The sequence below is a fragment of the Bacillus sp. HY001 genome, from assembly GCF_007558965.1.
Classification (GTDB): Bacteria; Bacillota; Bacilli; order Bacillales; family Bacillaceae_G; genus Bacillus_A; species Bacillus_A mobilis.
Map to the genome: position 1 here is coordinate 119,150 of NZ_VLTE01000011.1, position 13,723 is coordinate 132,872.

General features: G+C 36.7%; 13 protein-coding genes. 10 read left to right on the plus strand and 3 right to left on the minus strand.

The features are described from left to right. The first annotated feature begins 64 nt into the window (after positions 1-64). The 3 genes from rarD (at position 65) to FOT98_RS08415 (ending at position 3,464) form a co-directional block, all read left to right on the plus strand. Entirely contained in the window at positions 65-1,006 is a 942-nt protein-coding gene (rarD, locus tag FOT98_RS08405; protein ID WP_063262506.1) for an EamA family transporter RarD, read from the plus strand. Between the two features lie 79 nt (positions 1,007-1,085). Beyond that, the gene (locus FOT98_RS08410; protein WP_061678478.1) at positions 1,086-1,511 is read left to right on the plus strand and encodes a divergent PAP2 family protein; all 426 of its coding nucleotides are present in this window, start codon (positions 1,086-1,088) and stop codon (positions 1,509-1,511) included. A gap of 99 nt (positions 1,512-1,610) precedes the next feature. Then, positions 1,611-3,464: a terpene cyclase/mutase family protein gene (locus FOT98_RS08415; protein ID WP_063262507.1), complete on the plus strand. Its 1,854-nt coding sequence runs from the start codon at positions 1,611-1,613 to the stop codon at positions 3,462-3,464. Between the two features lie 73 nt (positions 3,465-3,537). On the opposite strand, the gene FOT98_RS08420 is transcribed toward FOT98_RS08415, so the two are convergent. Continuing rightward, positions 3,538-3,687: a YfhD family protein gene (locus FOT98_RS08420; protein WP_063262508.1), complete on the minus strand. Its 150-nt coding sequence runs from the start codon at positions 3,685-3,687 to the stop codon at positions 3,538-3,540. Between the two features lie 133 nt (positions 3,688-3,820). On the opposite strand from FOT98_RS08420, the gene fabG reads away from it, so the two are divergent. After that, positions 3,821-4,561, plus strand: a complete 741-nt coding sequence (gene fabG / locus FOT98_RS08425; RefSeq protein ID WP_063262509.1) for a 3-oxoacyl-ACP reductase FabG — start codon at positions 3,821-3,823, stop codon at positions 4,559-4,561. A gap of 50 nt (positions 4,562-4,611) precedes the next feature. Here the strand turns inward: fabG and dhaS are convergent, their stop codons facing one another. Continuing rightward, positions 4,612-6,096 (minus strand): aldehyde dehydrogenase DhaS, encoded by a 1,485-nt coding sequence (gene dhaS, locus FOT98_RS08430; protein WP_061678475.1) that lies wholly within the window; start codon positions 6,094-6,096, stop codon positions 4,612-4,614. A gap of 270 nt (positions 6,097-6,366) precedes the next feature. On the opposite strand from dhaS, the gene FOT98_RS08435 reads away from it, so the two are divergent. The 6 genes from FOT98_RS08435 (at position 6,367) to FOT98_RS08460 (ending at position 12,873) form a co-directional block, all read left to right on the plus strand. After that, the gene (locus FOT98_RS08435; RefSeq protein WP_000656242.1) at positions 6,367-6,645 is read left to right on the plus strand and encodes a YhdT family protein; all 279 of its coding nucleotides are present in this window, start codon (positions 6,367-6,369) and stop codon (positions 6,643-6,645) included. A gap of 3 nt (positions 6,646-6,648) precedes the next feature. Next, entirely contained in the window at positions 6,649-8,088 is a 1,440-nt protein-coding gene (panF, locus tag FOT98_RS08440) for a sodium/pantothenate symporter (protein ID WP_001104843.1), read from the plus strand. Positions 8,089-8,207: 119 nt separating this feature from the next. Beyond that, on the plus strand, positions 8,208-9,140 hold the full coding sequence (locus tag FOT98_RS08445) for a nucleoside hydrolase (protein WP_063262510.1): 933 nt from the start codon (positions 8,208-8,210) through the stop codon (positions 9,138-9,140). 116 nt (positions 9,141-9,256) lie between these two features. Then, the gene (locus FOT98_RS08450; RefSeq protein WP_061678472.1) at positions 9,257-10,366 is read left to right on the plus strand and encodes a serine hydrolase; all 1,110 of its coding nucleotides are present in this window, start codon (positions 9,257-9,259) and stop codon (positions 10,364-10,366) included. 98 nt (positions 10,367-10,464) lie between these two features. Then, positions 10,465-11,973 (plus strand): argininosuccinate lyase, encoded by a 1,509-nt coding sequence (gene argH / locus FOT98_RS08455; RefSeq protein ID WP_063262511.1) that lies wholly within the window; start codon positions 10,465-10,467, stop codon positions 11,971-11,973. A gap of 66 nt (positions 11,974-12,039) precedes the next feature. Continuing rightward, positions 12,040-12,873 carry a GNAT family N-acetyltransferase gene (locus FOT98_RS08460; protein WP_063262512.1) on the plus strand — a complete coding sequence of 278 codons (834 nt, stop codon included), beginning with the start codon at positions 12,040-12,042 and terminating at the stop codon, positions 12,871-12,873. A 35-nt stretch (positions 12,874-12,908) separates the two neighbouring features. Here the strand turns inward: FOT98_RS08460 and FOT98_RS08465 are convergent, their stop codons facing one another. Then, positions 12,909-13,658 (minus strand): (S)-benzoin forming benzil reductase, encoded by a 750-nt coding sequence (locus FOT98_RS08465; protein ID WP_063262513.1) that lies wholly within the window; start codon positions 13,656-13,658, stop codon positions 12,909-12,911. Between the last annotated feature and the right edge of the window lie 65 nt (positions 13,659-13,723).

The following is a 13,723-nucleotide window of genomic DNA, read 5'->3' on the forward strand; positions in this document are numbered from 1 at the left end:
TATTGGTAAAGTGAGCATGTGGGACCGTATAATGGAGAAAAATGAGAAGAGGAGAAAAAGGAAGATGGGGAGTCAATCAGCACAGCAAAAAAAGGGGATTATATATGCGGCTGGTGCTTATACGATGTGGGGAATCCTACCAATCTATTGGAAATGGGTTGAGGAAGTTCCAGCAGATGAAATATTAGCACACCGCATCGTTTGGGCATTCGTTTTTATGTTACTTGTATTAGGTGTTACGAAGAGATTTCGTCAGTTTATTGGGGAGTTCGTGAATCTTTTTAAACGACCTAAATTATTAATGTCATTAACAATAGCTTCGGTCTTGATTAGCGGAAACTGGTTTGTCTACATATGGGCCGTTAATCATAATCATGTCATTGAAGCCAGTCTCGGATATTATATTAATCCACTTATTAGCATTTTACTTGGTACCGTTGTATTAAAGGAAAAGTTAAACTTTTGGCAATATGTTGCAGTTGGTTTAGCTGGAGTAGGGGTTATCATTTTAACAGTACGTTTTGGATCTATTCCGTGGGTTTCTTTATCACTTGCCTTTTCATTTGGATTATATGGATTAACGAAGAAATTGTTAAACTATGATGCGACAATTGGTCTTACGATGGAAACGATGTTAGTGACGCCGTTTGCGATCATTTATCTCGTTATGACAGGAGTACATGGTTTCGGTTCATTTGGATCTATTTCCATGCTATCGACGTTACTATTAATAGGAGCAGGAATTGTTACAGCTTTACCACTTTTTTATTTTGCAAAAGGAGCACAACTTATTCCGCTTTATATGGTAGGCTTTTTACAATATATTGCACCAACAATTAGTTTAATTTTAGGTGTATTCGTATTTGGTGAGCATTTCACATCTACTCATATGATGGCATTTTTCTGTATATGGATTGCATTATTTGTGTTTTCAATAGCAAAAACAAAGTTTTTAGTGCAGAAACAACCGAAATTTATAAAAAATAAATCAGCAAAAGTATCATAATGCGTAGTATTTTCTACGCATTTTTCTTTATACTGATACTATATAGAATTTCCATTATAGTCAGTAGGGAGCTGAGAACGTGGAAACAATTTTACATAATGATCCGCTTATGGCCGCTGTAATTTCATGGTTTTTAGCACAATTAACGAAAGTAGTCTTTAAATTATTCAAAACGGGTGAATTTGATTTTGCAAAGTTTTTTGCTTCAGGTGGGATGCCAAGTTCTCATGCTTCAACTGTTACAGCACTTGCGACAGGTGTTGGTGTTGTGGAAGGTGTGGAAAGTTCCATGTTTGCGATCGCTGCTATTTTTGCCATTATTGTTATGTATGATGCTTCAGGAGTAAGGCTCGCGGTAAGTAAACAAGCGAAAATTTTGAATGAGTTTTTTCACGGTAAACAAACAGAATATAAGAAGTTAAATGAACTTGTCGGGCATACACCGTATGAAGTAGTAGTCGGTGCTTTAGTAGGGATAATTGTCGGAGTGGGATATTGTTTATGAGCAGAACATTTTATATGTTCTGCTTTTCTTTGTTTTCATACATATTCAACTACCTTTTTGAATATCGTTATACGGATTTCGAAAGGGTGGGTGAGTAACTTGTTATTATATGAAAAAGTGCATGAAGAGATAGCAAGAAGAACAACTGCACTTCAAACGATGCAACGGCGAGATGGAACGTGGCACTTTTGTTTTGAAGGAGCACCATTAACAGATTGCCATATGATCTTTTTATTAAAATTATTAGGTAGAGATAAAGCGATAGAACCATTTGTAAAAAGATTAGCATCACTACAAACAAATGAAGGAACATGGAAATTGTATGAAGATGAAGTGGGTGGTAATTTATCTGCTACAATCCAATCTTATGCTGCCTTACTTGCTTCAAAAAAATATACAAAAGAAGATGCGAATATGAAGCGAGCCGAAATGTTTATAAATGAGCGTGGTGGGGTAGCGCGTGCTCATTTTATGACGAAGTTTTTATTAGCGGTTCATGGAGAATATGAATATCCTTCGCTCTTTCATTTGCCAACACCAATTATGTTTCTCCAAAGTGATTCACCTCTCAGTATATTTGAGTTAAGTAGCTCAGCGCGTATTCATTTAATTCCGATGATGGTTTGTTTAAATAAAAGATTTCGAGTAGGGAAAAAGTTACTGCCAAACTTAAATCATATTTCGGGAGGGGGCGGGGAATGGTTTCGAGAGGACCGGTCTCCGTTGTTTCAAACGTTAGTAAGTGATGTGAAACAAATTATATCGTATCCACTATCTTTACATCATAAAGGGAATGAGGAAGTCGAACGTTTTATGAAAGAACGTATTGATGAAAATGGAACGTTATATAGTTACGCAACTGCCTCGTTTTATATGATTTACGCTTTACTCGCGTTAGGACATTCTCTTCAATCATCAATGATTCAAAAGGCTATAACCGGGATAACATCTTATATATGGAAGATGGAAAGCGGGAATCATTTGCAAAACTCGCCTTCAACTGTATGGGATACGGCGTTACTCAGCTATGCGTTACAAGAGGCCCACGTTCCGAAAGATACTAAGATGATTCAACATGCAGTAACATATTTATTAAAAAAACAGCATACAAAAAAAGCTGATTGGAGCGTACATGCACCAGCGCTTGCGCCAGGCGGTTGGGGTTTTTCGGATGTGAATACGACAATCCCTGATGTTGATGATACAACAGCCGTGCTAAGAGTATTGGCAAAAAGTAGAGGGAACGAAAATGTAGATTATGCTTGGAAGAAAGGGGTCACTTGGGTTAAAGGATTACAAAATAATGATGGTGGGTGGGGAGCATTTGAAAAAGGTGTGACGAGCAATTTATTAGCAAATTTACCAATCGAAAATGCAAGCGACATGATTACAGATCCTTCTACACCAGATATTACAGGAAGAGTGTTAGAGCTTTTCGGGACATATGCGCAAAATGAATTGCCAGAGAAACAAAAACAAAGTGCAATAAATTGGTTAATGAATGTACAAGAGAAAAATGGATCATGGTATGGAAAATGGGGGATTTGTTATATATATGGTACGTGGGCGGTGATGACCGGTTTACGGTCACTCGGCATTCCATCTAGCAACCCATCATTGAAACGAGCTGCTTTATGGCTTGAACATATACAGCATGAAGATGGTGGCTGGGGAGAATCATGCCACAGTAGTGTGGAAAAAAGGTTCGTTACTTTACCATTTAGTACACCATCCCAAACAGCATGGGCGTTAGATGCTCTCATTTCTTACTATGATAAGGAAACACCAGCAATTCGAAAAGGTATCTCATATTTGCTTGCGAATCGTTATGTAAATGAAAAATATCCTACTGGAACAGGTTTACCAGGTGGTTTTTATATTCGTTATCATAGCTATGCCCATATATATCCGCTACTTACTTTGGCACATTATATAAAAAAATATCGAAAATAAACCGAGAGGATATCTCTCGGTTTATTTTGTTGGGTAGTAGGTCCCTGTTGAAAAGAATAAGGTTGTGCTTTCCTTATTTTTCTGTTGATTGGCGTTTTTGACGTGCATCAGCGGCATTTGCACGTGCGTTTGCTTCTAAGTCATTGTTGTCAGCGAGTTCACGAGAGAACTCAACATCAATGCCATCAGCAGCTTTGTTTTGCTTGAAATTTTTTTTGTTCATTCGACACAATCTCCTTGTGTTTTATGCGACGTTGCAAAGTTAGTTTGACACAAATAGACTTTTTTATACAAAGAGGGATTGGAAGGCAAAAAGCCGAAATATACAGTATAAGTAATAGAAATGGGGGATAGGGATGGAGTTTTTAAATGGGAAAACAGCTGTTGTAACAGGAGCTGCACAGGGAATTGGAAAAGAGATTGCAAGGGTTTATGCAAAACTAGGGGCGAAAGTATTAATTAGCGATGTAAATGAAGAGAAGCTACAAAAAACGACACGTGAGTTATCGGATGAAGGATATGAAGTGAGTTTATATCGATGTGATGTGAGTAATCAAAATGAAGCGAAGTCATTAATTGAATATGCGGTTCAAAAATTCGGTACATTACATATTTTGGTGAATAATGCTGGAATAACAAGAGATGCAATGTTACATAAAATGGAGAAGTCTTCTTGGGAACAAGTATTACAAGTGAACTTAACTGGTGTTTTTTATTGTATGCAGCCAGCGCTTCTTTACATGAGACAACAAGAGTATGGACGCATTATTAATATATCTTCAATTAGTAGAGAAGGAAACATAGGTCAAGCGAATTATGCGGCTACAAAGGCAGGAGTTGTAGGTTTAACGAAAACAGCAGCGAAAGAAGTTGGAAGTTTCGGTATTACTTGTAATGCGATTTGTCCAGGGTTTATGGATACAGATATGACAAAAACGATACCAGATAAAGTGAAAGAAAAGATGGTTGGCGCGATTCCAGTTGGTAGAATTGGAACGCCAGAAGATATTGCGAACGCAGCGGCCTTTTTAGCATCAGAATACGCATCCTATATTACAGGAGAAGTATTAAATGTGAGCGGTGGACTGCAAGTTTAAAGGAATACATATTGAAAAGAACCTGACCGGATAGGTCAGGTTCTTTTTCGTTAGTTTAAGTTGAGCCAAACACTCTTCACTTCTGTATAGTTATTTAATGCGTAAGATCCCATTTCACGGCCAAGACCGGATTGTTTAAATCCTCCAAATGGAGATGCTGCATCAAAGACGTTATAACAGTTTACCCATACAGTACCAGCGCGCACTTTACTTGCAACATAGTGTGCTGTTTTAACATTTTCTGTCCACACACCAGCCGCTAAGCCGAATTGTGATTTATTTGCACGTTCAATTACTTCATCAATATCGTTAAAAGGTATTGCAGAAATAACTGGACCGAAAATTTCTTCTTTTGCGATTGTCATTTCGTCATTTACGTCAGCGAATACTGTAGGAGAAACGAAGTAGCCTTGATCGAATGGATTACTTCCTCCGCAAAGTACTTCAGCGCCTTCTTCAATCCCTTTTTCAATGAAGCCCATTACACGTTTTTGTTGTTCTTCAGAAACGAGAGGACCGATTGTAGTTTCTGGACTTAGACCAGCGCCTTGATTTAATTTTTTAGAATAAAGGACGAGATCAGCCATGACATTATCATACATTTTCTTTGGAACAAATAAGCGTGATCCAGCAGAGCATACTTGTCCTTGGTTAAACATAACACCAGAAAGTGCACCAGGAATCGCGCGAGATAAGTCGGCGTCTGGTAAAATAATGTTCGGTGATTTACCGCCAAGCTCTAAAGTAACACGTTTTAATGATTCAGAAGCTTGTCGCATAATTTGTTTACCGACTGGCGTAGAGCCAGTAAATGCAATTTTATCAACGAGTGGATGATTAACAAGAGCTTGTCCAGCTGATTCACCGAATCCAGGAACGATATTAATAACGCCTTTCGGGAATCCAGCTTCTTCAATTAATTCAGCTAAGTATAGAGCGGATAGTGGAGTTTGTTCTGCAGGTTTTAAAACGATTGTACATCCTGTAGCAAGCGCTGCTCCCATTTTCCACATTGCCATAAGAAGTGGGAAGTTCCAAGGAATAATTTGACCGACGACACCAACAGCCTCATGGCGTGTATAGTTAAAGTAATCACCAGAAACAGGAATTGTTTGACCAACGATTTTCGTAGCCCAACCAGCATAATAGCGCATATGTTCAATTGCAAGTGGTATGTCTGCTGCCATTGTTTCACGGATTGGCTTCCCGTTATCTAATGTTTCGAGTTGTGCAAGTTCTTCTTTATGTTCTTCCATTAAATCAGCTAACTTGTACATAAGACGGCTACGCTCAGCAGTGCTCATGCGAGACCAAGGACCTTCGTCAAAAGCCATGCGAGCTGCAACAACAGCTTTATGAATATCTTCGCGACCAGCCTCAGAGACGACGGCAAGTGTTTCGCCGGTTGCTGGGTTAGGTGTTTTAAACGTTTTACCGGAAGCGCTTTCAATGAAAGATCCATTCACATATAACTTTTTTGTACCTTGAAGAAACTTTTCTACCTTTTCATGAAGATTTACAGCTAGTTGACTCATTGTACCCCCTTGAAAATATAATGTAAACGCAGTACGAGACGGCGTTTATTCCGAAATCAAGGATGTGGGAACTAGATGGAAAGCCTCTAATTTAAATCATAATTAACAAATACTGAAAATTCAAATTTCATTTGTGTTACAATTGTAAAAAATATGTAATGTAAGAGAATCTTCTATATGAATTTAAAAAATCCTGCTTGTTTTTGCTTTCTAGTAGGAAAAACTAGAAGAACAATGGTACAATAATACATCGTGAGAGGAGGGAGAAAAATGAAGGATTATCATGATGATCCACGCTTTCGAATCGCCCATAGAGAAGCGTTAATTGGTCTTGGACTTGCTATTATCAATTTTATAATATGGTACGGATTTGCTTATGGGCTTGGTAGTAAAAATCCAAGTGAATATACATATGTATTCGGTTTTCCAGCATGGTTTTTTTATAGCTGTATCGTTGGGTTTGTCGTTATGGTTATTTTACTTAGTTTAGTTGTTCGTTTTGTATTTCAAGATATTTCACTCGATGAGGAAGAAAAAAGTGAGGAATAATAGATGAATTGGTATGTAATCATTCCAATGATAATTTCATTTATCGTTGTGTTTTTAATTGGTGTATATGCTTCAAGACGCGTACAAGCGACTGCTAATAATAAATTTTTACAAGAATATTTTCTTGGTGGGCGTGAGCTTGGCGGTTTATTATTAGCGATGACAATGATTGCTACGTACGGTAGTGCTAGTAGCTTTATTGGTGGTCCAGGTATTGCGTACAATATGGGCCTCGGATGGGTATTATTATCTGCGATTCAAGTTGTAACAGGGTATATAGTATTAACGGTTATCGGTAAAAAGTTTGCGATTATCGCTCGGAAGATGGAAGCTATTACTCTTATCGATTATTTAAAGGGAAGATACAATAATAAAGCAGTTGTTATACTTTCTGCGTTATGTATAATTATCTTTTTATTTTCAGCAACAGTAGCTCAATGGGTCGGCGGTGGCCGATTAATTGAGTCGCTAACGGGTCTATCTTATACAACAGCACTATTTCTATTTACTTTTTCTGTACTTGTGTACGTATTAATTGGTGGATTTCGTGCAGTTGCTTTATCAGATACGCTATTAGGAATCATTATGTTAGTTGGAACGACAATCATTTTAATTGCTACTGTCATTGCTGGTGGTGGAATTGAAAAGATTATGCAGGAACTTGTTCAAATCAATCCGAATTTAATTACACCGTTCGGAGCGGATGGTAGTTTAACGAAATCATATGTGACATCATTTTGGATTTTAATTGGAATTGGCGTTGTTGGTTTACCGCAAATTAGCGTGCGTGCCATGTCTTATAAAAATTCAAAAGCTATGCATCAAGCATTAATCATTGGAACAGTTGTTGTAGGTACAATTATGATTGGTATGCATTTAACAGGTGTATTTGCACGAGTCGTACTTCCAGGTATAACGGTACCGGATAAAGTCATGCCGCTACTCGCGATGGAAGTGTTGCCACCTTGGTTAGCCGGTGTTTTCTTAGCTGCGCCAATGGCAGCAATTATGTCTACAGTAAACTCGTTATTGTTACTTGTAAGTTCATCAATTATTAAAGACATATACGTAAATTACATAAATAAAGATGCAGCAGACAGTACGATCAGAAAAGGAAGTTTGTGGATTACTGGTATCGTAGGGCTGCTCGTTTATGCAGCAGCTATTAAACCACCAGATTTTTTAATATGGTTAAATTTATTTTCTTTCGGTGGATTAGAAGCAGCATTCATTTGGCCAATCGTATTAGGGTTATATTGGAGAAAAGGAAATGCAACAGGAGCGCTTGCCTCTATTTTAGTTGGGGTCGGTTCATATATGTGTATCCATCTTTTCTATCCAAATCCGTTCGGTATACATACAGTTGTCTTCCCGATTTGTTTAGCGTTTATCGCTTATATCATTGGAAGCATGAGTGCTGTGAAGAAAAACAGTATAGGTTAGAGGAAGAACGTAGTCCTTATAGAGGACTGCGTTTTTTTGTGTGAATTTATTCTTTTTTATTCTGTATATGTAAGGTTATTCATAAATTAATAACAATTGAGGGGATGGAGTTGAGGTCGATGAAAAAAGTATTATTTTTGGGAGACCCAGGAATTGATGACTCTTTAGCCATCATGTACGGAATTATGCATCCTGATATTGATATTGTTGGTGTTGTAACCGGATATGGAAATGTCACGCAAGAAAAGGCGACGAGTAATGCAGCATATTTGCTGCAAATGGCGGGGCGGGAAGATATACCTGTTATAAATGGTGCAAAGATCCCTTTATCCGGGGATGTTACAACGTATTATCCAGAAATTCATGGGGCAGATGGATTAGGACCAATTAAACCTCCAAAGGCTTTTTCGCCAAATATAAAACCTTTTTGTTCTTTTTTTGATATTCTTGAAAAGTATAAAGGAGAATTAATCATTGTTGATGCTGGTAGGTCAACGACACTAGCGACAGCATTTATTTTAGAAAAGCCGATGATGAAGTATGTGAAAGAATATTATATAATGGGCGGTGCTTTTTTAATGCCTGGCAATGTGACACCAGTAGCAGAGGCTAATTTTCATGGTGATCCCATTGCGTCACAATTAGTTATGCAAAATGCCAAGAATGTGACATTAGTACCACTTAACGTTACATCTGAAGCAATTATTACGCCAGAAATGGTGAAATATATTACGAAACACTCTAAAACGAATTTTAATAAATTAATTGAACCAATATTTACGTATTATTATAAAGCGTATAAAAAGTTAAACCCAAAAATAACAGGGAGCCCAGTACATGATGTCGTTACAATGATGGTTGCGGCGAATCCGTCTCTTTTAGATTATGTATATCGCCGAGTTGATATAGATACAGTTGGAATTGCAAAGGGTGAAAGTATTGCTGATTTCCGTCCGCAACCCGACTCAAAAGCTTTAAAGAATTGGGTGCGAATCGGTTGGTCATTACATTATAAAAAATTTCTCGAAGACTTCGTGAAAATTATGACGTAGACATAATAGGAGAATACAAGTTAAAATAATGGAGATGGTTATTTAAATAACCATCTCCATTATTTTGTTTTTTTAGATAAATAGAGAAGAGTTACACAATAGGAGAGGAATTTTACTTGAAAAAAACTATAGTATGCGCAGTAATTGTGGGTATTTTCGTTTTGCTAATATCGGGTAATTTTTTAGTGAAAAAAGTGTGGAGTTCAAATAATGATGATGCGCAGTATATAGCATCCTTTATTGAAGAACATAAAGATGAAAAAAATAGTGCGCTTCTAGTAAAGAGAAATGATAAAATTGTTTATTCTGTAAATCCCAATGTTGTATTGCCAGTTGCTAGTACGATGAAATTAATCGTGGCGCTTGAATATACGAAACAAGTTACAGAAGGGAAAATTGATCCGTCTAGTTTTGTTTCCATTAATGATGTGAATCGTTATTACGTACCGAATACAGATGGCGGTGCACAAGATAGATGGCAAAAGTATTTACAAAAGACAGACAAGATAACAGAAGGAGCAGTTTCTTTAGAAGAAGTGGCAAAAGGAATGGTCAAATTTAGTTCGAATGCGAATGCTGAATATTTAATGGAAGTGTTAGGATTAGATAATATTAATCGGAATTTACAAAGTTTATCACTTCCAGCACATCAGCCGCTATTTCCGATTGTTTCATCTTTATACATCCCTGGATATTTGCATAAAGAACTACATGTTCCGAAATATAAAATAGAGAAAAAGTTAAAAGAAATGTCTCAAGAGCAATATCGTGAATATGCGATGATTATTCATGAACGCTTAAAAAAGAAGGGGCCATTATTACAGAAGGAAATTCCTCTTTACTTAGAGGAACGTTACGATAAAATTTGGTCAGATCGATTACCAGCAGCTTCTGCAAATGATTATATGGTATTGCTTCAAAAGGCGAATCATAAAGGTGGCCTAACAGAAGCCGAAGAAAAAGTGTGGGCGAATATCGTTGAAACAGATATGAGTGCTAAGAAATACCGTAAAACATTTAGACATGCAGGGCAAAAAAATGGCTATACGCCATGGACAGTTACAAAAGCAGTTTATGCGATGGATAAACGCGGGAACTGTACAGAAATTGTGTTTTTAGCAAATAATTTAAATGAAGACGACAGTGCAGAAATACGAAAACATTTAGCGAACTTACATTTCCAAGTGTTGCAAAGTGATAAGTATGATGCGACTTTTATTAAATAAACTCGGTGCAGAGAGCACCGAGTTTTTTATATACAAGCACTTTTTTTCTATCTCTGGGTATGATGGGTAGTAATACTTAGGTGAGAGGGGAAAAGGTGATGAAACAAAGTAAAGAAGAGTTTATAAAGAGTGAAGGCGCTGATTTCCCTGGGAAAACATATGTCGATTGTGTATTACAACATGTATTTCATTTTCAGCGAGATTACTTATTAAAAGATATGTTTCAAGTGCATAAAGCGCATATTGCGATGCTGACGGAAGAGAATTTAATGAAAAAGGAAGAAGCTAAAGTTATATTACATGCACTAAAAAAGATAGAGGGGATTCCAAAAGATCAATTGCTATATACAGAACAGCATGAAGATCTCTTTTTTTTAGTCGAACATTTAATTTTTCAAGAAGCGAAATGCGATTTTGTAAGTAATATGCATATTGGCAGAAGTAGAAATGATATGGGTGTAACGATGTATCGTATGAGTTTAAGGCGATATGTACTACGATTAATGGAGCATCATTTGTTATTGCAAGAAAGTATACTACAACTTGCTGCTGATCATAAAGAAACGATTATGCCAGCTTATACACATACACAACCAGCGCAGCCAACAACATTTGGTCATTATATGTTAGCGATTTATGATACGATGCAGAGAGATTTAGAACGAATGAAACAAACGTACAAACTGTTAAATCAGTCTCCAATGGGAGCCGCCGCTCTTTCTACAACAAGTTTCCCGATTAAACGAGAGCGAGTTGCCAATTTACTTGGGTTTACAAATGTAATTGAAAACTCATATGATGCTGTTGCTGGAGCGGATTATTTATTAGAAGTTAGTTCGTTACTTATGGTAATTATGACGAATACGAGCAGATGGATTCATGACTTCTTACTATTAGCGACGAAAGAATATGATGGTATTACTGTTGCGAAGCCATATGTACAAATTAGTAGTATTATGCCGCAAAAGCGAAATCCAGTTTCCATTGAACACGCCCGTGCGATTACGAGTAGTGCTTTAGGAGAAGCATTTACAGTATTTCAAATGATTCATAATACACCATTTGGTGATATTGTCGATACGGAAGATGACTTGCAGCCGTATTTATATAAAGGAATTGAAAAGACTATTCGTGTTTTTTGTATTATGAATGCAGTGATTCGAACGATGAAAGTAGAAGAAGAAACGTTGAAAAGTCGTTCCTATAAACATGCAATTACGATAACTGATTTCGCAGATGTTTTGACCAAGAACTATGACATTCCATTTCGGCAGGCGCATCATGCAGCAAGTGTTATTGCGAAAATGTCATTGGAGCAACAAAAGGAGCTACATGAATTACATTTAAAAGATGTAAATATATACTTACAAGAAAATTTTAAAATACATTTATTAGAAAACGAGTGGGAAGAGATTGTATCGCCAGAAGCTTTTATTCAAAAAAGAAATGTATACGGTGGACCGAGTAAAAAAGAAATGGAGCGCATGATTAAAAATCGAAAAGAGTCATTTCAAAAAGAAGAAGAGGTATTTGAAAGGGAAAAACAAAGAATTTTACAAGCTGAAAATGATTTGAATACGTTAGCTTTGAATATTATTGAATCGTAAAAGAGGAATTTAGTGAATTAATCGCCAATACTTAATGAAACTATAAATAGAGAGAAGAGATTGTCGATGATTCAATTACATGTATATGAAAAGATTCTTGCTTTTAAAGAAGAGGTTACGCCATTTTTAGAAAAGAATGAGCAGGAAAATAATCTCATATTAGGTGTATTACAAATGGTCCAACAACCGATATTTATGGGGATAGCAAAACAAGAGGAAGAGATAGCGGCTGTATTTCTTCAAACGGAAGAGAAGAAACAAATCATTGTTGCTACGTCTGAAATTGCGGAAGCGGACATCGTGGAACTTGCAAAAAAATTAACGGAAGTATACCCAAATGTTCCAGGATTGATTGGTAATAAGAAAATTGTACAGAAATTAGCGGAAAAGATTGCGACGTTAGAACAGAAAAAAACTATTGTTGCAATGGAGCAAGGTGTATATGAATTAAAACAAGTAAAGAAAAAGTGGAACGGAGATGGAATCTTTCGAGAAGTAAGTAGTGAGGAGCTACCATTAATAGAACAGTGGATATATCAATTCTGCGAAGATGTGAAGCTTCCTACTACAAAAGAAGAAGCGAAACAAACCGCCCATACATTAATTACTAATCGTCGTCTTTTTGGTCTAGAAGTAGACGGGAAACTTGTTTCTGTAGCTGCAAAAACGAGACCGACTACAAACAATATAACAGTTAATTTCGTATATACACCGAAAGAAGCACGGAAAAAAGGGTACGCATCTAGTTGTGTTGCCACACTTAGTCAACGTATGTTAGATGAAGGTTACAAAACAACGACTTTATATACGGATCTGGCAAATCCGACATCAAATAAAATTTACCAAGAGATTGGTTATGAACAAATTGCGGAGTCTGTACTTATATTTTTAGAGAAATAGAATGAAAAGGCACGCTAGTAGAGCGTGCCTTTTTGTTATTCATCAATTCGAATTACTTCACCTTGCGGGAAATTCTCAGTTTCTAGTAAGCTACGAATTGCTTTCGCAACGTATTCAGGTGATAGTAGTTTTCCTTCTTCTTTTAGTGCGATAAAGCGATCTAAATGTATGAAGTCTTCTTTATTTGTTTCACGAATTTGTGCTTGCATACTTGTATCAACAACACCAGGTGCAAATGCGACGATTTTTACTGGATATTCTTTTTCCACTTCTTCGGTTGCTACGCACTGTGTAAACATATTTACACCAGCTTTCGTTGTACAATAAGCGCCCCATCCAAAATAAGGATTTTTCCCTGCACCAGATGAAATGTTTATAACACGTTTATCTACTTTCCAATCTTTCGTATGTTTCATGAAAGTGGAGGTAAGAATCATCGGTGCAAGTAAATTAATTTGAACGTTCGTAATGAGCAGTTCGCTTTCAGCTTTTTCAATTGGTTTCATTGGTGCGAGTGTACCAGCGTTATTAATTAAATGAATAGATGATACAGTGTCTTCTTGAATAGATGAAATGATTTCGTTAAAGTTCGTTTCTAAGTTATGTACATCTTGAAGATCTAAGGAGTGGAAAATACAATTGCTGTTATATTGCTCTGCGAGTTTCGTAAGTTCTTTATTTTCTCTTCTAGAAATAGAAATGATACTCGTGTTTTCTTCTAACAATTGTGCGGCGATTGCCTCACCTAAACCTTGTGAGGTTCCTGTTACGATAACATAACGCATAGTGTAGTAAGCTCCTCTCGTATGTGCGGAATTTTGTTGGACAAAGTACATTGCATAGTTTGTCT